The organism is Methanocella sp. MCL-LM (genome assembly GCF_049676595.1).
In the GTDB taxonomy this organism is placed as follows: Archaea; Halobacteriota; Methanocellia; order Methanocellales; family Methanocellaceae; genus Methanocella_A.
Window position 1 is genome coordinate 1,934,649 of record NZ_CP187259.1, and the last position, 19,173, is coordinate 1,953,821.

The following is a 19,173-nucleotide window of genomic DNA, read 5'->3' on the forward strand; positions in this document are numbered from 1 at the left end:
CAATGGTCAACGTCATATGGGAAATCGCCCGGAAAGAATTGTTATCGTACTTCACCGGGAAGACGGCAATGCTCCGAAACCTTATCATGCTGGCCATCTTCTGCGTGGTCCCGATCACGCAGATAGGTAGTGCCCTGCGGGCTGGAGGCTACAGCTCCGAAGTGCTTTCGCAGTCGCTGGAATTCTACCTGATGTTCTCGAGCTTCTACGCTCTCGTTATGGCCTCCACCATCGCCGTGATGGCGTTCCCGTACGAGAAAGAGCAGAAGACGATCGAGTACCTCTTTACCCTGCCGCTGAAAGACTGGGAGATACTGGCGGGCAAGGCGCTGGCAGCTATCCTGGCGGGAATTGCAGGGCTGGCCTTTGTCATGGCAGTGATACTGGGCTATGTACTGGTGCTCAACGGGCACCTGATCCAGTGGGTGACGCCGTTCCCGACAATGTCGCTGCTGCTGACGATCCTTGTCATAGCCCCGATGATCGTGGTGCTCTCAGTACTGATCATTGTAGCGGTTTCCGGCTTCATCTCAAACGCCAGGATGACCTACCTGCCGATGTATGTCATCGCAGGTATCGTGGTTGGCTTATCCTTTGCACGATCCGGGCTCGGAGAATACGCTATGCTTGCCAATGGGATCATCATCGCACTGCTGGCTGCAGCGATAGCCGTAACCTTTGTAGTGAGCGTGAAAACCTTTAACCGGGAGAGGATTGCAGGGAACTAGAGTGTTCCCTGTCTCTTTTTAGTTAAAAAAGAAAAAGCTGGTATAGCTTATCTCTGCTGGGTCATGCTCAGCTTGGCGCCGCACATGTTGCAGTTGCCTTCGCTGGTGACGCCCGGCTGCTCCGGCACGTCCTTCCCGCAGATGCCGCACTTTTCCATCGTCATTCTGGATTCGCTTTGTTCCTGTCTTTCCTGCATGTAAACCACCATATCTAAACTGGCCACAAGCCCGTAAATCAATTTACCAGATTGTGAGCGACATAAGGCGAACAATCCTGCCGGTTTTTGGATTTTAGGCCGACATTACGGCGTAGGATTTACTCGTTATTTCTGCGAAGCACTTTTTAATATCCATGTACCGACGTATTCCCGGGTATATTGCTCCCTACTGCTACCGGCATCTTGAACGGTATCTGCAAGGCTCCTGAATTTTCTGATGATCTCCGGAGGCAAGCTTCATGGAAAGAGAACAGTACAATAGTTTCGCTTCGGACGCAGTCCCGGAAAGCCTGGTGGCAACGGTCACCAGGGGCTCCATGATCGTTCTCATCGCACTAGGCGTACTTACAGGGCTCCTCGCCCTGGTAGTGCTAGGGGGCATCAAGCTAATGGTGGGTGATTTTCCTCCCGGCTTTATCATGCTGCTCTTCGTGGGCTTCGTCTTATCGATGGTAGCAGGCTGGCGGCTCCCTCGCTACCAGGGTCACCTTGCCGTGCTCGGAATATCCATGCTTGCAATAGCGGGGTTAATCTGGGCAATTTTTGAGGATGGCCTGATGGGAAAGGCATTCATGCTTCTCCTCGTCGTGTCGGCCGGCTTCATGGCCGCCCTCGGCTTCTATAACCTGTTTATCAAAAAGAAGCAGCTTGATGTGCCATGATAAGGCTTTTCATTAATCGGATAAAAATACAATAGTTTATGTTAAAAATGATAAAACATAAGTAGATTCTCTGGTCATATATTTTTGATATTTATGAGCCTGCTCGATAGCCTGTTCGGGAAAAAGCAAGCAAAGGTAACGGAAAAGCCATTAAAGATCAGTACCTCGTCTTCAACTAACAAAAATAAAGCCCTGTCTTCGAATAATATACACATACCATCCTGGGCACGAGATAAAAAATTTTTTTATAACGGCCGGGATACCACAGCCGATCTTAGCGATAAGTTATCAATTACCTATGCCTTTAGAACGCATGAATGCGACGTAGATGAGCCGGACTTTGCAGGTTTTGAAATGCTGCTGGAACGGTTTGACGATGATGACAAAGCCGTTGCCTGGCGCGAGATCGGAATTGGCTTTAGCAGCCGTCTAAAATCCTTAAAGGCTATACAGTGCTTTATTAAATCATTAGAACACTACAATGATCCTGATTTTTTGGGTTGGTATAGTATCTGCAATTACGCCGTGAAACAATCTACCGCACCTATGGCGGAAAATGTAAACACAAAACGATCGAATTTACCTAACTTAGAGGCATTTTCCGATCGCTTAAAGTATCCGGCTGATCCGAGTAAGGATGTGAGATTGAAACTTATTCAGGACTTGAAAAAAGCATGTGGAGCTCCCGGAGAGAGTCTCCAAAATTAATAGTCCCAATTTCCACCGACAGTCCTGTGATGGGGGCGACAAGTGCCGAACGATAAATTGATAGTATTCGGCACAATGATCTCGATCGATACGATTCCGGCCGTCATGGCTGCATACATAATGTTTTTAAGGTTAAACGTGCACATTGATTTCGTCTTGTGCCAGAGTTCAGAATGTGAAGAATATGCTGGCACAGAGAATTTAAATGCTAAATCATTTTACTAGCGACCAGATATCGTAGAGGATACAATCATGAAGATGGAAGAACTACGTCATGGAACTTCTTTAATCAAGCGCGGCTTCGCCAAGATGCAGAAAGGCGGAGTCATCATGGACGTCACGAACCCGGAGCAGGCGGTCATAGCGGAGAAGGCCGGCGCCGTTGCAGTGATGGCTCTTCAGGCTGTGCCAGCCGACATCCGGAAAGAGGGCGGCGTGGCAAGAATGGCCGACCCGGCTATCGTCGAAAAGATCATCAAGTCCGTAACCATCCCGGTGATGGCTAAGGCCAGGATCGGCCACTTCGTGGAGGCAGAAATCCTGGAGGCTATCGGAGTCGACATGATCGACGAATCCGAAGTGCTGACCCCGGCAGACGATAAGTACCACATCGAGAAGTCCCGGTTTACCGTGCCGTTCGTATGCGGTGCGAGAAACCTGGGCGAAGCTCTCCGCAGGATCGATGAGGGCGCGGCCATGATCCGCACCAAGGGCGAAGCCGGCACTGGCGACGTATCCGAGGCAGTCAAGCACATGAAGCAGATCCAGGGCGAGATCCGGGAATTGAAGGGCAAGTCCCACGAAGAGCTCGTCAGGTATGCAAGGACCATCGAAGCGCCCGCCGCGCTGGTCATAGAGACGGCACAGATGCAGCGCATCCCGGTGGTTAACTTTGCGGCCGGAGGCGTAGCGACGCCAGCCGACGCAGCACTCATGATGCGGCTCGGGGCAGACGGCGTCTTCGTCGGCTCGGGCATTTTCAAGTCTGACAATCCGGCAAAGATGGCCAAGGCGATCGTCGAAGCTGTCAACAACTACGACGACCCGAAAAAGCTGGCCAAAGTATCCAAGGGCATCGGCAACCCCATGAAGGGCATCGGTGTCACCAGTATACCGAAGGAAGAGATCCTCCAGACCCGCGGCTGGTAGCCCTACCGGGCCTCTTCCATCCTCATTTCTTTTATCCCGTCTTCAAACACGTACGCCCGTACTTCTCCTTTCTCCGGCACTATCATCCAGACGTAGGACGTGTGCTGCATGTACTTTGCATCGAGGCAGGACGGCAGGTGGTCCGACGGGTGAGAGTGATAGCTGCCGACGACGGTCCTACCCTTATCCTCCGCCTCTTGCAGCACTACATACATCTCTTCGGGATCGATGCTGAACCGCTCTGACGATTTGCTCAGGTTAGACATCGGTACGACTTCTTCGACCTTTACCCTGTCACCCTCCTCGCGGCCTACCAGCAGCCCGCAGGCTTCTTCAGGTTTCCTTGCCATGGCATCCTGTCGCATCACTTCCAGCTCCGACCTGGTGACCGATACGGTTTTTTCCGCCATGAAAAACGATACGGCAGGGGGGTTTAAAAGGGTGGGCCAAAGGACCGGCATGTCTGCTTCGTTCTGCGGGAGAACGAGCGGATTGGGAACAGCTGGCACTACCTTAGCTGACGGATGATACCATAAAGATTAAGAAGATGGTAACACTCATAAGCGCCTATGAATGGCCGGATACTTCTCCTGTTGTCCGTACTACTGATTGGGCTGTCCGCTCTGACAGCCTCTGCCGCCGCGGCGGCTAATGTTTCGGTAAACATGTCTCTGCCCTCTGGAACGCTTTTACAGGGTCAGGTCATGGCCGCCGATCTGGCCGTCTACAACAACGAGAATTATCCCGTCAGGATATACAACATCGGCGTCCACTACGACTGGATGCCCGAGGGTACCACCTACATGCTCGACTTCGGCAACAACTACGTGCAGGTCGAGTCAAACACTGACAGCAGGCCCGGCCAGTTCCTGGTCAGCTGCAACAAGAATACCAGCGTAGGCTATCACAAGTACCACTTCAAGCTCGACATCACCCGGTATGATACGACTTCCTCGTCGTGGGTCAGCGATACCGTAGTTACCCCGGAAGGGTACCTCTACGTGGATTCGCCGTTCCGGCAGCAGTCGCTCAGGCTGCTGCAGGAGGCAAACCAGTCGCTGAACGATGCCCGGGCGGCGAACCACTCAAGCAAAGCCGCAAAGGCTGACCTGTTCAACGCCACTAACGCCCTGCTGGACGCGTGGAGCGCCCACAACTCCAACGACTTCGAGAGGGCGATCAACAAGACCTTCGACGTCACCGTAATGATAAGCCATGCCCGAACCTCCGAAAACGAGTACCTGGCCAAAAAGAACGCTGTCCTCGACACGGTCAGCTCCGTTAACCTCAAGATCGCCACGCTGTCCGGCTCGGACAGCCCGGACACCCGAAGGCTGGTAAACGAGTCGATATCTCACTTGCAGCAGGTTAGCATGTACCTGGACGCGGAAGACTTCGAGAATGCGAAAGCCGAAGCGACCGCCGCCGATACCGCCGTCAACAACGCGGTCAACGCCCAGCACTATTACCAGATCGAGTCCAACCAGACCGACGAGTCCCGGGACGTGGCACAACGGGCCATTGACTCCGCAGTTTACACGCTTTCCCAGTCCGACGGCCTGACCAGCGCCCCGGCAGGGAACCTGCTCACCGAAGCCCGGAACGAGCTCGATCTGGCCCTGACCGCTTTCAACTCGTCCCAGTACCTGAACGCCTCCAACAAAGCAAGCGTGGCTCAGGCTCTCGCTCAGCAGGCGCTGAAAGCTGATGCCGACTACCACCAGCAGCAGGCCAGAGAAAAGATCAGCACGATCGGCAAGCTGTCCAGCCCGGCGGCTAACGACGAGCTAAACGAGTCCCGCCTGCACTATAATTACTCCCTGAGCGACTACGCCCGGGAAGACTACCGAAACGCCATCATCCAGGCTGATCTGGCCTATGCACTGGCAAACAACACGACCCTCACGGAAACAGCGTGGACGAAGGCTCATCCCCTCAACAACCCGGTCCCCGGCTTCGGGCTCCTGCCTACAATCCTCGCCATGCTGTCAGTTATACTTGCAATTATAGCGACCAGACGCCGGTAAAAGCGGGCACTTGGCCGCTTAATACTGGTGACATATTCTTAAACAATCAGCTAAAAAAGTCTGAATGACCACATCTTCCGAAGGTGTAAGCTTGTCCAAAGCCCTAAAGATCACCACGGTAGCGCTGTTTTTGGTAATCATGGTGGCGCTGTCCGGATGCACAGTTTTGAAAGAACAGTTCCAGAAGCCCGTATCCACGGCTACACCGGCCCCGGTGCCTTCTAAGACGCCGACCGTAGTCCCGACCGTAACCGCGGTTCCGGGACCGGCCACAAACTCGACTGTCGAGCAGCAGTACAAGTACACGGAGAAGCTGCAGGCAGGCATCGACAAGTACAACGCAGGCATCCTCTACATGGGAGACGCCCAGCGGCAGGCCCACAACCAGTCCGACTGGACCAACGCCAGCAACACCATGCTCAAGGCAAAAGACCGCATGGACGCTGCCAGAGCCGACTTCCAGGCCATGGGCAACTTCTCGATCAACCACGACGAAGTCCTGCTCAGCGAAAAATGGGTCCAGACCGCCAACTACACCGCGGCCAGCATGGAGTACGCCAGCCTCGCATACACCGAGATGGCCACCCAGATAGCGACCAAAGGCTCCGGCAACATCAACCCGGTCAAGTATAACAACTACGTGAAAGAGGCTAACTACTACAATGATCTCGCCATGCAAAGCCGAAACGAGGCTGAGGCCATAGAAAGCAGATTGACGTTCGTGCTGTCTGGCTTGTAAGCCAGAGCACTTATTCTAATTTTTAAAAACAGTCCAGCGACCGCTGCTTCTTATCTTTCAGCTCGAAGTCCCACTCGATCTGCCTGTACTCCAGGCCTTTTTCGTCGGCAAGGGTTTTCGCCATCTCGGAAATTCTGGGGGCGCAAAGGATGCCTCTTACAGGCGCTTCCTTGTTCTTCTTCCTGAAGTCGATCAGGTAGGCTTCAAGCTGGTATACGGCGTTGTGCGAAATCAGCGTCCGCTTGACCTCTACGATGACTGTGGTGCCCTTAGTATCCTCGCAGAACAGGTCGATGTAGCCGGAGTCAGTGGTCTTTTCTCTCCGCAGCACCCGGAGTCCCGGTTCAATGATCGACGGGTCTTTCTCGATCTTGTCAACAAGGTCTGACTCTTCGCCTACCAGGTTCAACTCCGCTCCGTCTTCGAGCTGGAAAACAGTCAGCGCGTGGACGTTCCTGAAGTGGAGGTGCATAGTCTCCACAGGGCTGGTCCTCCGTGCCATTATGGTGAGGCCGTCGTCTAGGGTATACTCGATCTTTGTGCCGGGGGGCTGCCAGTTAAGCGGCTCCCTCTTTGCATCCCCGTGTACCATGATCGTGCCATCGGGCTTCACGATGACCAGCCGGTCGCCATAATCCAGGAACGACTTAGCCCGGCCTGAGTATTCTACCTTGCACCGGCCGATGATCGTGGCCATGCTTTTCTTGGTGCCGCTGCGGCCTTCTTTCAAAGCTTCAAGCGCCTCGTCGGGCGACGGAGAGACCAGGTACTTCATCCGGGGAGTAGAGGGTTGTTAAGGTAAATAAAGAGTGCGGGTGGCTTGTTGAAAATATTGGGCATCTAAGGCGCTATATCCCGCGTATATAATCGCATATCGCCTTGATGTCCTGCTCTGACAGGACCGGCTCTTTCGTGTTCTCGTTCACCGGCACCCTTTGCATCATCTCCTTCAGCAGCTTTTGATAAACAATCTCGCGCATCCGGGGATTTTTCAGCAGTGCCAGACCTTTTTCATGGAACGGCCTCGCCTCGTTCTCGTAAAAGGTGCCGTCGAAGCTTGCCATGTACGTCTCTTTTACCATAAACAGGATTCGGCTGTCGATCGTACGTTCGATGTCGGGTATGACGAGCATTTTTCCGTCCAGCCCATGGACAAAGCACTGCTTGAATTCGGCGATCTCTCTTTTAGTTGCATCCGAAAGGTCCACGCAGACACAGCTGAATGGGTATAGCGCGCAGGTGTCTGTCCGGACCGGGTATATGGAACACCTGCCGTCGATGCGGAACCGGCAGCCTCCGTTGATGTCCAGCGAAAAAGTCCAGTTGCCATTCTGGTCCTGGACCAGATTCGTGTACTCGTCAAAAAATTGTTCAGGGCTGATGCCGATAAACTCCGAGATTCTAAAAATGTCGGTGATGTGCAGGTCTATTATCCCGTAGACTGTACAGCAGGTGCCGCAGCCGGCGCACGCCAGATCACTTCCTTTGACGACCGGCAGACCATTTACCTTCATCGAAGTTCCTCCTGACATGATATCGCTCACGACTCGGGCTGGTTGTTGTCGGGCAGCGACAGGAGCTTTTCCTTGCTCGTCATCGCCATCTCGTCGGCCATAGTTTCCATGATCCTGGGGCACCAGATGGTCTTGCCCGCCGGGCAGCCCTTCTCGGTGCCGATGTCCTTGCAGACCACGCAGTTGCCCATCTGCCTGGCGATGTTCTGGTACAGCTCGCCGTAGTTCTCGACTGTGTAGTCTTCCATCTCGTGGTCCTGCAGGTCCTGGCCTACTGTGGCCAGAGCTTCTTTGAAGCCTTCGACGTAGCCTTTTAGGTATTCTTCGGTTGGCATGATTGTTACTTCCTCCCTTTTCTCTCGTTAACCGCGGCCAGCATGAGGGGCAGCGCAATCGTAGAGTCGCAAATTACCTGTACGGCCTTTGCGTTATCGCCTACCTTGCCCCAGCTCCTCGCCTCGTCCAGCGTGGCTCCGGATAAGCCGCCTGTCTCAGCACGGTCCATCGTAATCTGGATCACGTAATCAAAGCCGCCCCTGGGCGTCACCAGCATGCTCTGGAGGATATAGTTCTTAGGTACTCCGCCACCGAGCAACACCGCGCCGGTGCGCTTTGCACCGTAGCAGGTGTCCATGAACTCCCGCATGTCCGCGAAAGCATCCACGTTGAGCTTGTTGGCCTGCTTGAACAGCCATGCCTGCAAGCCCAGCACCGAGTCCTGGATTGCCGGGCAGTAGATCGGCACCTTACAGTCGTAGGCGGCCCGGAGAATCGAGTCCCTGTCGTCGATGTTCCTGCCGATCTCCGACATCAGCTCACTGATGGAGTACGTCTTCGCGGGATCCATGCTGCCGTACACGTGCTGCATTTTGTCCTCGAGATCGCCGAAGTAATCCTCGTTCAGATATACGTCGTAGATCCTGTTGATGTGCTGTTTCTTTAATTCCATGTCGTCCGCGGTGGCGCTGCCCTTTTCGTGGCAGCAGCCGATGCCCTCGATGACATCGTGGACCATATTGGCCCCCGTAGTGACTAAAACATCGATATACCCGTCCCGGATCATGTCCGCGACGATTTTACGCATGCCAGCCGGAACCATGGCTCCCGACAGGCCGAAAAATTTGGTGACGTCCTCTGCCTGCATCTCTTCCAGTATGTCACAGGCAGCCCCTATGCGGCCGGCGCCGAAAGCGCAGCCTTCCATCTGCTTGACAAGCTGATCCACAGTCATGGTGCCATGAATGTCAGCGTGCCTGATCCTGTTCTCGCTCATCCTCCTGTCTTATAGATAGAGGGTAATATGAATTTTGTCTTAAAAGAGTAAAAAACGCGAGCCAGTCATCAGGTGGAAAATGGTAGGCAGGGGCATCCGGGCAGGGTGAAAACTGGCTTAAAATAACCTACTATTTCATTTTATTCTACTAAATTACAAAGCATTGTAGAGTAAAAGCTATATATTTGGGTTCTCATATACACTTCTTTAAGAACCCTTCGAGGGTTCACAGCTTAGAATCGGGGCTTCGGGGAAAACGAATAAAAAAGAAGGCGATGTGAATGAGGACTCGATTAACGGCGATACTGCTCGTATTGCTGTTATGCATAAGCTTAGCGCAGGCTCAGGCTGCCGGGGAAGGAATCCCGGTATCAGCTACGCCTGACGTAATCAATTCGGGGACGACTACGGCTGTCCAGTATTCCTTGGCTGAAAACGAAAGCCGTATACTAATCCTGATCAACGATTCGGAGAACGAAACTGTACGCCTCGTTGACGAGGGCGTGAAGGGTGGCGGCACTCATCCTGTGCTATGGGATGGAACCTATGAAGACTGTTCTGCAGTGCCCGACGGCATCTATGAGATCTCGGTCATTTCCCGGGATGCGGAAGACCCTCTGCTTATCCAGTACCTTGCTCAATGGGGCAGCGGCGGACCTGGTCCGTTCAAGAACCCCTGGGGCATTGCGATCAGTCCGACAGGTTTGTTGTATGTCACTGACAGGGATAACAACCGGATTCAGGCTTTCGATGCCAGCGGCAGCTTCGTATCGCAGTGGGGCAGTGCCGGGGCGGCAAACGGCAAATTCTACAGCCCGTGGGGCATTGCGGTCAATTCTACCGGCTACGTATACGTGACCGACCGGAATAATTGTAGAATTCAGGTATTCGACGCAAACGGCAATTTCGTGGCTAAGTGGGGAAGCCCGGGGACCGGAACGGGTAACTTCTACTACCCTGAAGGCATCGCGGTCAATGCTACCGACTATGTCTACGTCGCCGACACTATCAATAACCGGATACAGGTATTCGACCCCAGCGGCAGCTATGTGACGGGCTGGGCGATCAACAATCCCCGGGGCCTGGCTTTTAACTCAACAGGCTACCTGTACGCGGTGAGCAGTAACAGCCACCAGGTGCAGGTATTCGATCCGGACAACCACTACATAGGCAAGTGGGGAAGCCAGGGTGCGGGCGCAGGCCAGTTCAGCTATCCCTGGGGCATCGCGATCGATTCTGCCGGCCACGTGTACATCTCCGATGTCCGGAACTACCGGGTGCAGGTTTTTGATGCCGGAGGCCGCTACCTCACGCAGTTCGGAGCCGAAAAGTCGGGCCCCTGCCAGTTCGCTTACCCGACCGGCATTGTAATCGGAGCAACCGGCCAGCTATACGTTGTAGACACGACGAATAGCCGGGTTGTCGTCTACGGCCAGATCAAAACTGCATCCGAAAACAGGGGTAGTACCTGGGTCACCGTGGATAATACTCCGCCAGAGATCGTCATCAGCTCTCCTGCCGGATTCTATCTCCTGAACCAGCCTGTAAATGCATACTGGAACGCTGCAGATCGCCTCTCCGGAGTTACGGCTGTGTCTGGCACAACGCCAAACGGAGCGCTCGTGGATACCTCAGTTGTCGGCTCTCATACCTACCGGGTCACCGCCGCTGACCTTGCGGGAAACGTCCGTGAGGAGATAGTCACCTACACCGTAGGCTATCAGTTCGACGGCCTGCTGCCTCCTCTGGGCAAAGCCGAAAATGCCTCGTTCAAGCAGGGCTCCGCCATACCAGTGAAGTTCCGCCTGGCAGACGCTAACGGCATGGTGGTAGCAGGGGCAACTTCCAGCCTGAACGTGTCGAAGCTGGTGGATGGTGACTGGGGCCCGGAACAGGCGGCCGGCACAAAAGGTAAGGCCGGCACTGCAGCCTACTTCCGGTATGATCAGACCTCGGAGCAGTACCTCTACAACCTCGACACCAAGCAGTTGACGCCGGGCACGTGGCGCCTGATCGTAAAGCTGGACGATAGCACAGTCCACACTGAAACTTTAGAGCTGACGTGAGCCGGCAAGACGGAAAACGCCGGCTCCCATACTTTTTATTATCCGGAAAGGTGCAAGTGTGTCGATTATACATCAATATCCATATGCTTTATTCTGGCCGGGCCAGGAGATTCAAAGTATAAATAGTTAAAAGGAAACTATACGTAACAGTGGTAGTGGTCTGAGTGATCGAGGCTCACGGTGTTGTTAAAAGCTACGGTAAACTCAGGGCGTTAAACGGCTTCGAGCTTTCCGCCAGGAAAAATACGGTCCACGCTCTGGTAGGGCCTAACGGCAGCGGTAAAAGCACAGTGATCAAGATACTGGCTGGAGAAGTCAAGCCCGACTCGGGCATTGTGACCGTCAACGGTATTCCTGTTTCTAACACCCGGGAAGTTCAGCGCCAGGTCAGCCAGATCCCTGATATCTGCAGCATTCCGGATAGCCAGACACCGCGGAAGATGCTGTGGAAACATGGCAAGGTCAGCCGGATCCACAAAGAAGAGATCACCTACCGCGTCGACGTACTGAGCGAAATGCTGGGGCTCACCAGCGTCCTGGACACTCGCATAGGGGAACTGTCCCGGGGCATGAAGCGGCGTATCACCCTCGGCATGGGCTTAATTACTGACGCAAGCATCATTCTCATGGACGGCTCGCTGGCCGAACTTGACCCGCTTTTCTGCATGAAGTTCGTCAACGACCTCCGCGCAGCAGGGGACAAGACTATTCTGATCACGGCCAATAACATGGACCTGCTCGACAAGATTTGCGACGGTGTCACCATCATCAAAGATGGGGCCACTCTCATGAACGAGAGCATGACCTCTGTCAGGGAGAAGATCGGCAGGCCGGCCATCACGCTCCGGACCAGCCAGATGAACCTGCCCCGGCTCGTCCAGTCGATCAACAAGCAGCTTTTCATCAACCGCACCTACGTCGGCAGCGACTACGTGACGGTCGAAGTCGACGACATCATCCACATCCCCATGGTCATCCGGCAGGCTTCGGCGATGACCGAAGTCTACGAAGCCCGGCAGAGCATGACCAGCCTCGAAGATTTATATAGATCATTCTTCGAGCAGCAATAAGTTATTTTAAATTTTGGTGCCATCCAGATATCATGCACGCCGCAGACAGCAGCCCTAAACTAACGTTTCGCCTGGCCAGGCTGGACGATGCTGCCGCTATCTGCGAGGTTCACAGGTCTCACGTTTCTAGATGGTATCGCATCGTGGGTAGCGAGCAGTTCGACGTCGAGTACGATCATCTCTCGGTCGAAGAGCGGTGGGGCTTCGGAGGGCCGTGGATGAGCCCGGAGACCTGCGCCATTCACCTGAATAATCTGCTCCTGATGCGCCACCTCCCGTGCGTCGCGGAGCTCGATGGACACATCGTGGCAGAGATGGAGATGTTCCTGGGCCGGGAGGGCGAGCCGTACGGAAGAAACTGTCACATCGGCCTGCTGTACGTCCACAAGGATTACACCGGAACCGGGATCGGCATCAGCTTAATCCGGCACGCCCGGGAATTAGCCAGGGAGAGGGGCTGCGAATCTCTTACCGTATCAGCCATGCCCCACAACGAGGCGTTCTACCTGAAATGCGGCTTTTCCTACGGGGATCGCCTGGTTCAGATAACCACCCCTGTTCGCCGGTACCCCGTTGAAACTTCGGCCTTACAGCCGCCGTTAAGCAAGCAGTCTTTCACCTGGGGCATGCACATGGTCATCGGACGACTCCAGAGCTCGGCCTATCACCTGTTTGAGCTAAGCGACAGCTTTGCCCTCCCGGCCTTCGCCAGCGTCGATAAGCGAACAGCCTTTTTGAGCGTTTCGGGGCATCCGTCCATGATCACCTGGACTTCCGGGTCAATAGAAGAGGCTACTGTATATGCCTGGAGCTCCGGCGCAAATGCCAGAGACCTCGCCGCCGCAGCCATGAAACTTTTAGAGCCTGCCGGCATAACATCCGCAAACCTGCTGCTGGCCAAAGACGACTACGAAAGCCTGTCCGGCGAGATCGATGCCACCCTCGTCGGGACAAGAGCTACACTGATCTATCCCCTGCAGGGTTAATCCATATACAGTTCAGCTATTGTTGTCGATATTATAATGTATTTTGACTTCCCAGTTCTCTTTAGCATGAAAGCGAACGACATCGGCGAGATTGGTATTATACGGCGGATCGGTAAGATCCTGGACTCTCCTTATCTGGGCGACGACTGCGCCGTGATCGATAACGGTGACGACTACCTCGTGGTGACAACCGACATGCTGCACCGGGTGACTGACTTTCCCCGGGAGATGACCGGCGAGGACATCGGGTGGATGAGCGTGGCGGTGAGCCTGAGCGATGTCGCAGGTATGGGTGCCAGGCCTGTCGGTGTCGTGGCGGCGCTGGGTATCCCGGGAGATACCGACGTCGAGTTCATCGACGGGATCGCTACCGGCATGCGGAACTGCGCTAAGTGTTACGGTACCGACATTGTCGGGGGTGACACGGACCAGCACCAGGAACTGACCATTGTCACGACTGCCTTCGGGCGGGTGAACAAAGACCAGGTGAAGCTACGATCAGGCGCGAGGGTCGGAGACCTTCTCTGCGTCACAGGCTACCTCGGCACTACCGCTGCCGGATTCAAAGTGCTTACAGGGGAGCGGGAAGCATCTCCTGAAGATCGGGCCTTACTGTTTCGCAGCTTCTTCAGGCCGGAGCCCCGGCTGGGCGAAGGGATGATATTATCCGGTTATCAGGGAGTCACGGCAATGATGGACGTGAGCGACGGCCTGGGAAAATCGGTCTACGAGCTGTCTGTGGCGAGTAAAGTCGGTTTCGTTGTAGATGCGGACGCTCTGCCTGTTCGCGAAGAAGCACGCAAGGTGGCCCGGAGCCGTGCTGAGCTGTTGGACATGGCCATCTGCTTCGGCGGAGAGTTCGAGCTGCTGTTCACAGTTAATCCCGGAGAGATCGATAAGATCGAGGGTGTCGGCTTCACAGTCATAGGCAAAGTGACTGAGTCGGGCCTGATACTTGATGACCGTGGCATCCGGACAGAGATCTCCTGCAAGGGCTACGAGCACCTCAAGAAGAAAGGCGATACAGTCCACTAACTCGCCATATTATCAGCTACTGTGCCGCTTCACGTTAAATTTTCCATAATGCCCTGTATACCGGGCATTTGCTAGTTTTTGCCTGCGATATCCAAGGAAATTTTTCCATAGCTTTTCCCTTATACATTCACACATTGTTATGGAATCGCCATGAACACGATGATCGCATACTACTCCCATTCCGGCCACACTGAAAAGGTCGCCAAGGATCTTGCCTCTAAAACCGGTGCGCGCCTGGAGCGCATCGAACCTGTGCACGAACCCTCGGAGCCCGGTAAGGCGCTCTCCTCGCTCTTGACCGTCCAGGCAGATATCAAGGAATGCAAAACAGACCTCTCTGATGTCGACTTCCTTGTCGTCGCCACTCCTGTCTGGGCTGACGGACCTTCTCCCTACGTGGAAAAGTACCTCTCCATGGTGACGAACTGCAGAGGCAAGCCCTTCTCCGCCGTGATCGAAACGAAAGTAGGCGGCGGTGAGCGGACGTTATCCCGGATACGGAAGACTTTGGAGAAAAAGGGCATGAAATACGTCTCGTCTGCTTTCACTTTCGAGAAGGACGTCGATGCCGGCAGGTATTCGGCAGTCATAGATCGCTTTGCCGCTACGATCAAGAAAGTTGTTTGATTAACGCTAAATAGCCGGGTAGCATATCTTCCTACCATGGATCTGATCGATGTTCTCAAGAGCCGCAGAAGTATCAGGCGGTTTAAGGACAAGCCAATACCGGATGAAGTGCTCACTGAAATCCTCGAATGTGCTCATCTCGCCCCTTCGGCGATCAACATTCAGCCCTGGCTCATCGGCTGCGTCACTGATAAAGTACAGCTGGAGCGGCTGGGTAACATGGCCGACCACGGTAAGTTCATAAAAAGCTGTGCAGCGTGCTTTGCTGTTTTTTGCGAGAAGAGCCAGAAGTACTACCTCGAGGATGGCTGCGCCGCTACTATGAACATCATCACTGCAGCCGCCGCCGGCGGTATCGGGACGTGCTGGGTCGCCGGGGACAAGAAGGAATACGTCGAAGCAGTGAGGACGCTGCTGGAAGTGCCGGATAAGTACACGCTGGTCTCGCTGATAGCAGCAGGGTATCCGGACGAAGCGCCTCAGAAACCTAAAAAGCCGCTGGCCGAGGTCAGCTTCAGAAATCAGTATAAGTGATAAGAATTGGGGACGCGGCGGAAGATCGCCGCGTCATATCTGGTTTTACCGAGTGTTTGTGTTACTATGGATAATATCTACTCGTCGTCCTCGGCATCGTTCTTCTTCGCGATATATTTGCCGGCGAGGTACAGGATGCCTCCGCATACGATGACGCCGACGATGGCCGAAAACACGTAGCCCGAGATTACGCCGATCGGGGTGTCGTTACCCGGGAAGCCGTAGTCGGAGAGCGGCGCGCTCCATATGTTGGCCAGGCTGTCCATGCCCGGGGGGACGTAGCCGATCTTCTCTTCCAGTTCCTCAGTGCCCCATTCGCCGAACGTCTCTCCCGCTGCGAGGAGGCCGAGGGGCGTCAGGATGACGAGCAAGAGCAGCCCGATGATCAGGTTTCTGGTGTTCTTGTCCATCATTTCACCCCTGCCGGAGCCTTCTGGGATTTCTTTTTCTTCCTCCCTTCCAGCAGCTTTGGATCAGTCTTTTGCAGGTAAGCGAAGATCAAGCCTGTGACCAGCGCTTCCAGCAGGCTGAGGAACAGGTGCTCGAAGAGCATGACAGGTATGGTTACATTTAGCCCGTATGGCATGTACTGGAGCTGGCCTTCGATCGCAGGGTGCAGGATGGGCTGGATGCCAAACATTATGGCGGTAGTCATGGCTGCGATGATGAGCGCTAAGTAGCCGGCTATGGCTGCTGCAGCCAGCCTGCGGCCGGAAGTGATCTTCGACCCCGCGCTGATGAGGCGGTATATGATATAAGCGCTGAAGGGCATTACGAAGGCCATGTTAAAGCAGTTGGCACCGATGGCTGTGATGCCGCCATCGCCGAACAGCAGAGCCTGGATGACCAGCGCCACGGTAATCGACACGACCGCAGCCCACGGGCCTAAGACTATGCCGATGATGGCTGCGCCGACTGCGTGGCCGGTGCCTCCGCCGGGGGCCGGGATGTTGATCATCATCAGCACAAACGTGAAGGCGGCTGACAGCGCGAGCAACGGAACCTGCCTGGACCGAAGCTCTTTATTGAGCCGGTAGCTGGCGTACAGCCAGATCGGTATCATGACGATAAAGAAGAATATGTATGTTTCGGGCCCGAGAAACCCGTCTGGTATATGCAAAGTATCACCAAGCAAGAAATAGCACTTATTGTTATAAAAAATTATCGTTTAGTAACACTAAATTTGAACATTAGTTTTTATAATTGCGAACTGATACTAACTCTGCAATTAAGGCAAACAGTATAAACACGAGCTATGTAAGTCGCTTCAATAAATTATCACGTGAATCACTGACTTGTATGTAGCCAGAATGATCGTATGTACAAGTCATTATTGGAGTATTACAATTGAAAAGTAAAAGTAACATTTTTGTAATACTATCATATGAAAAAGTATTACTGTATCTTACAAGATATCTCAAAATTTATTACAATGGGCCGCCGTACCCCGATCTATCTCTCCAGATAGCCTTTCCGGATCGATTCATCAATAATCTCCTGAGCGAAGCTCCAGAGCTCTATGGAGCTATTGCCGATCCGGCTGTTGACTTTTAGCACGTTTTCAGCCCTGACGCCATGAACATTCCAGGCTTTGCCGTGGGTATAATAATTATGCAGTACCGGCTGTAGTCTGTCGATGGCCGCAGCATATCTGGCTTCCGGGGTCTCCCTCGCCTCGAACTCTTCCCAGAGCGCCCGGTATTCTTCGGCCTGGTCGGAGGGTAATAAGCCAAATAGCCGCTTCGCCGCCACTTTTTCCATGGCTTCCTTTTCCGCCATCCGGTCCTGGTCGTAGATGAAAATGTCCCCGACGTCCACTTCCACCACGTCGTGGATCAGCGCCATCTTTACCGCCTTGAACACGTCGACCGGCTCGTCGGTATATTCCGCCAGCAGCATGGCCATAACCGCAAAATGCCACGAGTGCTCTGCGCTGTTTTCCTGCCTCGAGCTGTCCATCAGGTAGGTTTGCCTGATCACGTGTTTGAGCCTGTCGATCTCGACGATGAACTCGATCTGTTTCCGGAGCCGGTCGCTGGTCATGGCGATCACCCCTGGTTATGGTTGTGCTCGTGGGCGTGATCGTGCTCGTGGGTGTGAATGTGCTGGTGAGTAATGCTGCCGTGCCGGTGCATGTGCCGGTGGATGAGGTTGGTCGACAACAGCAGCTCCATGTTGTTGACTACAGAGGCGCTGTGGGTATCTGCCCTGATCGTGTGGTCTTCGCTCATCACGATGGCCCTGTTGCTGATGTGCTCTATGGCATCAAGATCGTGGGTGGCTGTTACGATGGTCTTGCCCGCGTGCCCGAGCTCGTGGAGCAGCTCTATCAGCCACAGCTGGGTCCTGGGGTCCAGGCCCGCCGTGGGCTCGTCCAGCAGCAGCACGTCGGGGTTGGTAGCAAGCACTGAGGCGATGCAGACTTTCTTTTTCTCTCCGCCGCTGAGCGTATGCGGTGCCCTGTCCCGGAGCTTCTCTATGCCGATCATTGCCATTACTTCATCGACTCTCTTCCGGACTTCCCCGGGCTTCAAGTCCAGTTGTAGGGGGCCGAAGGCGATCTCGTCGAACACCGTGGAGCAGAACATCTGGACGTCGGAGTTCTGGAAGACGAAGCCTACTTTCTTTCGAAAGTAGGTGCTGAACTCGTTACCCTCGAGGCTGTCGAAAACTTCCTCGGTCACAGGGTTGCCGAACGTGTAAAACTCTCCCGAGGTCGGGAACATGAGGCAGTTGAGAATCGACAGCAGAGTAGACTTGCCGCACCCGTTCGCTCCCATGATCGCTACCTGTTCACCCGCGTTGATTTTCAAATTTATATCTTTTAAGGCGTGGTACTTGTCCGCATAAGCGAACGAGACATTGCGTAAGTCGAAGATCGCGTCCATGTCGATTCCTATACCTTTATCAAACTGTATGATAGCACAATCAGAAACAGGCTGAAGCCCAGGGTAGATACCAGTGCTATATAGTCACGTTTCCTCATCCTGTACTCTTGCATGATCTTGATGTCGCCGGTAAAACCCCTCGATACCATGGCTTTGTGCACCTTATCGCTCATGTCCAGCGTCTTGATCAGCGTGTAGCCGATACGCCCGGTGACCCATTTCTGCTCTGCGAGTGTGCCCTCGCTACGAATTGTCCTGCTTTTCTTCGCGATGAACATGTCCCGGATGATGTCGATGAACATGAAAATGTACCGGTAGCACATGTCCAGGGTGAGCACGTATACCTTGGGTACTCCAAGCGCCCTGAACGCCTTAAACAATGATTCCTGTGGTGTGCTCAGGAACAGCAGGACGATTGCCGATACACAGGTTGCTACCCTTACCGTAAAGGTTACTGCGGTCAGCAGCCCTTGAGTGGTGATGCCGATCGTCTCAGGCAGCATAATTCCGCTAATGCTTGCATTTGGACCTAACGTCAGAAGCGGGATCAGCATGTCTCCGGGGGTGACTACGTTGAAGATTACCGGGAGGACGATAATACCGGTGAAGATTGGGATGAACAGCCAGACTCTCTTGATAAAGAAGCCGATGCTGATCTTGCTCAGCGCGGCGAACAGCAGGGTCAGCGCGTATACGAAGATCAAGAGGTAAATATCCTTGATCATCGTCACCGCCACCACCAGCGCCAGGATCGACGCCAGCTTCACCCTGGGATCGAGGCCCTGGAGCAGGCCGTTTCTCCGGGAGTAGTTTTCCGAGGTCAGCGTTTCCCCGAAGAAAGAGAACATATCGCCCAGCGTCTTGCCGATAAAACTCTTCCTGCCCCGCTTCACGTCGAAGCGCCCGGGTGGGCATGGGTCGGTCTCCTTCATCCAGTCGGGGATCATGC

Annotated in this window: 23 protein-coding genes; 12 read left to right on the forward strand and 11 right to left on the reverse strand. The window is 54.1% G+C overall.

The genetic code is table 11. From position 1 onward, the window contains the following. The first annotated feature begins 2 nt into the window (after nucleotides 1-2). Complete coding sequence (locus ACPLPM_RS09970; protein ID WP_424356634.1) at nucleotides 3-728, forward strand: ABC transporter permease; 726 nt, start codon at nucleotides 3-5, stop codon at nucleotides 726-728. 47 nt (nucleotides 729-775) lie between these two features. Here ACPLPM_RS09970 and ACPLPM_RS09975 read toward each other — a convergent pair whose 3' ends face one another. Beyond that, entirely contained in the window at nucleotides 776-925 is a 150-nt protein-coding gene (locus ACPLPM_RS09975) for a hypothetical protein (RefSeq protein ID WP_424356635.1), read from the reverse strand. A gap of 260 nt (nucleotides 926-1,185) precedes the next feature. Between ACPLPM_RS09975 and ACPLPM_RS09980 the strand changes: the two genes are divergently transcribed. The 3 genes from ACPLPM_RS09980 to pdxS all read left to right on the forward strand — a co-directional run bounded on the left by ACPLPM_RS09980 (nucleotide 1,186) and on the right by pdxS (nucleotide 3,465). Next, nucleotides 1,186-1,608: a hypothetical protein gene (locus ACPLPM_RS09980; RefSeq protein WP_424356636.1), complete on the forward strand. Its 423-nt coding sequence runs from the start codon at nucleotides 1,186-1,188 to the stop codon at nucleotides 1,606-1,608. 93 nt (nucleotides 1,609-1,701) lie between these two features. Next, nucleotides 1,702-2,316 (forward strand): hypothetical protein, encoded by a 615-nt coding sequence (locus ACPLPM_RS09985; protein ID WP_424356637.1) that lies wholly within the window; start codon nucleotides 1,702-1,704, stop codon nucleotides 2,314-2,316. 252 nt (nucleotides 2,317-2,568) lie between these two features. Then, nucleotides 2,569-3,465 carry a pyridoxal 5'-phosphate synthase lyase subunit PdxS gene (gene pdxS, locus ACPLPM_RS09990; protein WP_424356638.1) on the forward strand — a complete coding sequence of 299 codons (897 nt, stop codon included), beginning with the start codon at nucleotides 2,569-2,571 and terminating at the stop codon, nucleotides 3,463-3,465. A 2-nt stretch (nucleotides 3,466-3,467) separates the two neighbouring features. On the opposite strand, the gene ACPLPM_RS09995 is transcribed toward pdxS, so the two are convergent. Then, the gene (locus ACPLPM_RS09995; protein WP_424356639.1) at nucleotides 3,468-3,875 is read right to left on the reverse strand and encodes a Mov34/MPN/PAD-1 family protein; all 408 of its coding nucleotides are present in this window, start codon (nucleotides 3,873-3,875) and stop codon (nucleotides 3,468-3,470) included. 159 nt (nucleotides 3,876-4,034) lie between these two features. Here ACPLPM_RS09995 and ACPLPM_RS10000 point away from each other — a divergent pair, with 159 nt between their 5' ends. Together ACPLPM_RS10000 and ACPLPM_RS10005 are read left to right on the forward strand one after the other, a co-directional pair. Next, on the forward strand, nucleotides 4,035-5,492 hold the full coding sequence (locus ACPLPM_RS10000; RefSeq protein WP_424356640.1) for a hypothetical protein: 1,458 nt from the start codon (nucleotides 4,035-4,037) through the stop codon (nucleotides 5,490-5,492). Nucleotides 5,493-5,583: 91 nt separating this feature from the next. Continuing rightward, a complete protein-coding gene (locus ACPLPM_RS10005; RefSeq protein WP_424356641.1) occupies nucleotides 5,584-6,231 on the forward strand; it encodes a hypothetical protein in 648 nt (215 codons plus the stop codon). A 22-nt stretch (nucleotides 6,232-6,253) separates the two neighbouring features. Here ACPLPM_RS10005 and nucS read toward each other — a convergent pair whose 3' ends face one another. From nucS to ACPLPM_RS10025, 4 genes are all read right to left on the reverse strand, one after another. Next, complete coding sequence (gene nucS, locus ACPLPM_RS10010) at nucleotides 6,254-7,006, reverse strand: endonuclease NucS (RefSeq protein ID WP_424356642.1); 753 nt, start codon at nucleotides 7,004-7,006, stop codon at nucleotides 6,254-6,256. A 73-nt stretch (nucleotides 7,007-7,079) separates the two neighbouring features. Then, entirely contained in the window at nucleotides 7,080-7,745 is a 666-nt protein-coding gene (locus ACPLPM_RS10015; RefSeq protein ID WP_424356643.1) for a YkgJ family cysteine cluster protein, read from the reverse strand. A gap of 26 nt (nucleotides 7,746-7,771) precedes the next feature. Then, nucleotides 7,772-8,080 carry a hypothetical protein gene (locus tag ACPLPM_RS10020; RefSeq protein ID WP_424356644.1) on the reverse strand — a complete coding sequence of 103 codons (309 nt, stop codon included), beginning with the start codon at nucleotides 8,078-8,080 and terminating at the stop codon, nucleotides 7,772-7,774. 5 nt (nucleotides 8,081-8,085) lie between these two features. Next, the gene (locus tag ACPLPM_RS10025; protein WP_424356645.1) at nucleotides 8,086-9,018 is read right to left on the reverse strand and encodes a deoxyhypusine synthase; all 933 of its coding nucleotides are present in this window, start codon (nucleotides 9,016-9,018) and stop codon (nucleotides 8,086-8,088) included. A gap of 281 nt (nucleotides 9,019-9,299) precedes the next feature. On the opposite strand from ACPLPM_RS10025, the gene ACPLPM_RS10030 reads away from it, so the two are divergent. The 6 genes from ACPLPM_RS10030 to ACPLPM_RS10055 all read left to right on the forward strand — a co-directional run bounded on the left by ACPLPM_RS10030 (nucleotide 9,300) and on the right by ACPLPM_RS10055 (nucleotide 15,336). Next, nucleotides 9,300-11,084 (forward strand): 6-bladed beta-propeller, encoded by a 1,785-nt coding sequence (locus ACPLPM_RS10030; RefSeq protein ID WP_424356646.1) that lies wholly within the window; start codon nucleotides 9,300-9,302, stop codon nucleotides 11,082-11,084. Between the two features lie 164 nt (nucleotides 11,085-11,248). Then, the gene (locus ACPLPM_RS10035) at nucleotides 11,249-12,154 is read left to right on the forward strand and encodes an ATP-binding cassette domain-containing protein (RefSeq protein ID WP_424356647.1); all 906 of its coding nucleotides are present in this window, start codon (nucleotides 11,249-11,251) and stop codon (nucleotides 12,152-12,154) included. A 32-nt stretch (nucleotides 12,155-12,186) separates the two neighbouring features. Then, nucleotides 12,187-13,140 (forward strand): N-acetyltransferase family protein, encoded by a 954-nt coding sequence (locus tag ACPLPM_RS10040; protein ID WP_424356648.1) that lies wholly within the window; start codon nucleotides 12,187-12,189, stop codon nucleotides 13,138-13,140. A gap of 66 nt (nucleotides 13,141-13,206) precedes the next feature. After that, nucleotides 13,207-14,175: a thiamine-phosphate kinase gene (gene thiL, locus ACPLPM_RS10045; RefSeq protein WP_424356649.1), complete on the forward strand. Its 969-nt coding sequence runs from the start codon at nucleotides 13,207-13,209 to the stop codon at nucleotides 14,173-14,175. A 150-nt stretch (nucleotides 14,176-14,325) separates the two neighbouring features. Next, on the forward strand, nucleotides 14,326-14,802 hold the full coding sequence (locus ACPLPM_RS10050; protein ID WP_424356650.1) for a flavodoxin family protein: 477 nt from the start codon (nucleotides 14,326-14,328) through the stop codon (nucleotides 14,800-14,802). Nucleotides 14,803-14,838: 36 nt separating this feature from the next. Continuing rightward, entirely contained in the window at nucleotides 14,839-15,336 is a 498-nt protein-coding gene (locus ACPLPM_RS10055; protein WP_424356651.1) for a nitroreductase family protein, read from the forward strand. A gap of 77 nt (nucleotides 15,337-15,413) precedes the next feature. On the opposite strand, the gene ACPLPM_RS10060 is transcribed toward ACPLPM_RS10055, so the two are convergent. From ACPLPM_RS10060 to cbiQ, 5 genes are all read right to left on the reverse strand, one after another. Beyond that, nucleotides 15,414-15,749 (reverse strand): PDGLE domain-containing protein, encoded by a 336-nt coding sequence (locus tag ACPLPM_RS10060; RefSeq protein ID WP_424356652.1) that lies wholly within the window; start codon nucleotides 15,747-15,749, stop codon nucleotides 15,414-15,416. Next, nucleotides 15,746-16,399 carry a cobalt transporter CbiM gene (gene cbiM / locus ACPLPM_RS10065; RefSeq protein ID WP_424356653.1) on the reverse strand — a complete coding sequence of 218 codons (654 nt, stop codon included), beginning with the start codon at nucleotides 16,397-16,399 and terminating at the stop codon, nucleotides 15,746-15,748. Before cbiM ends, ACPLPM_RS10060 begins: the two co-directional genes overlap by 4 nt. A gap of 389 nt (nucleotides 16,400-16,788) precedes the next feature. Beyond that, nucleotides 16,789-17,379, reverse strand: a complete 591-nt coding sequence (locus ACPLPM_RS10070; protein WP_424356654.1) for an HD domain-containing protein — start codon at nucleotides 17,377-17,379, stop codon at nucleotides 16,789-16,791. A gap of 5 nt (nucleotides 17,380-17,384) precedes the next feature. Next, nucleotides 17,385-18,224 (reverse strand): ATP-binding cassette domain-containing protein, encoded by an 840-nt coding sequence (locus ACPLPM_RS10075; protein ID WP_424356655.1) that lies wholly within the window; start codon nucleotides 18,222-18,224, stop codon nucleotides 17,385-17,387. Nucleotides 18,225-18,232: 8 nt separating this feature from the next. Then, nucleotides 18,233-19,171 (reverse strand): cobalt ECF transporter T component CbiQ, encoded by a 939-nt coding sequence (cbiQ, locus tag ACPLPM_RS10080; protein ID WP_424356656.1) that lies wholly within the window; start codon nucleotides 19,169-19,171, stop codon nucleotides 18,233-18,235. Nucleotides 19,172-19,173: the final 2 nt, after the last annotated feature.

What these genes read in the sequence shown, in the direction of transcription:
- ACPLPM_RS09970 (WP_424356634.1), top strand. Translation starts at nt 3, where the DNA reads ATGGTCAACGTCATATGGGAAATCGCCCGGAAAGAATTGTTATCGTAC.
- ACPLPM_RS09975 (WP_424356635.1), bottom strand. Translation starts at nt 925, where the DNA reads ATGCAGGAAAGACAGGAACAAAGCGAATCCAGAATGACGATGGAAAAG.
- ACPLPM_RS09980 (WP_424356636.1), top strand. Translation starts at nt 1,186, where the DNA reads ATGGAAAGAGAACAGTACAATAGTTTCGCTTCGGACGCAGTCCCGGAA.
- ACPLPM_RS09985 (WP_424356637.1), top strand. Translation starts at nt 1,702, where the DNA reads ATGAGCCTGCTCGATAGCCTGTTCGGGAAAAAGCAAGCAAAGGTAACG.
- pdxS (WP_424356638.1), top strand. Translation starts at nt 2,569, where the DNA reads ATGAAGATGGAAGAACTACGTCATGGAACTTCTTTAATCAAGCGCGGC.
- ACPLPM_RS09995 (WP_424356639.1), bottom strand. Translation starts at nt 3,875, where the DNA reads ATGGCGGAAAAAACCGTATCGGTCACCAGGTCGGAGCTGGAAGTGATG.
- ACPLPM_RS10000 (WP_424356640.1), top strand. Translation starts at nt 4,035, where the DNA reads ATGAATGGCCGGATACTTCTCCTGTTGTCCGTACTACTGATTGGGCTG.
- nucS (WP_424356642.1), bottom strand. Translation starts at nt 7,006, where the DNA reads ATGAAGTACCTGGTCTCTCCGTCGCCCGACGAGGCGCTTGAAGCTTTG.
- ACPLPM_RS10015 (WP_424356643.1), bottom strand. Translation starts at nt 7,745, where the DNA reads ATGAAGGTAAATGGTCTGCCGGTCGTCAAAGGAAGTGATCTGGCGTGC.
- ACPLPM_RS10020 (WP_424356644.1), bottom strand. Translation starts at nt 8,080, where the DNA reads ATGCCAACCGAAGAATACCTAAAAGGCTACGTCGAAGGCTTCAAAGAA.
- ACPLPM_RS10025 (WP_424356645.1), bottom strand. Translation starts at nt 9,018, where the DNA reads ATGAGCGAGAACAGGATCAGGCACGCTGACATTCATGGCACCATGACT.
- ACPLPM_RS10030 (WP_424356646.1), top strand. Translation starts at nt 9,300, where the DNA reads ATGAGGACTCGATTAACGGCGATACTGCTCGTATTGCTGTTATGCATA.
- ACPLPM_RS10040 (WP_424356648.1), top strand. Translation starts at nt 12,187, where the DNA reads ATGCACGCCGCAGACAGCAGCCCTAAACTAACGTTTCGCCTGGCCAGG.
- thiL (WP_424356649.1), top strand. Translation starts at nt 13,207, where the DNA reads ATGAAAGCGAACGACATCGGCGAGATTGGTATTATACGGCGGATCGGT.
- ACPLPM_RS10050 (WP_424356650.1), top strand. Translation starts at nt 14,326, where the DNA reads ATGAACACGATGATCGCATACTACTCCCATTCCGGCCACACTGAAAAG.
- ACPLPM_RS10055 (WP_424356651.1), top strand. Translation starts at nt 14,839, where the DNA reads ATGGATCTGATCGATGTTCTCAAGAGCCGCAGAAGTATCAGGCGGTTT.
- ACPLPM_RS10060 (WP_424356652.1), bottom strand. Translation starts at nt 15,749, where the DNA reads ATGATGGACAAGAACACCAGAAACCTGATCATCGGGCTGCTCTTGCTC.
- cbiM (WP_424356653.1), bottom strand. Translation starts at nt 16,399, where the DNA reads ATGATACCGATCTGGCTGTACGCCAGCTACCGGCTCAATAAAGAGCTT.
- ACPLPM_RS10070 (WP_424356654.1), bottom strand. Translation starts at nt 17,379, where the DNA reads ATGACCAGCGACCGGCTCCGGAAACAGATCGAGTTCATCGTCGAGATC.
- ACPLPM_RS10075 (WP_424356655.1), bottom strand. Translation starts at nt 18,224, where the DNA reads ATGGACGCGATCTTCGACTTACGCAATGTCTCGTTCGCTTATGCGGAC.
- cbiQ (WP_424356656.1), bottom strand. Translation starts at nt 19,171, where the DNA reads ATGATCCCCGACTGGATGAAGGAGACCGACCCATGCCCACCCGGGCGC.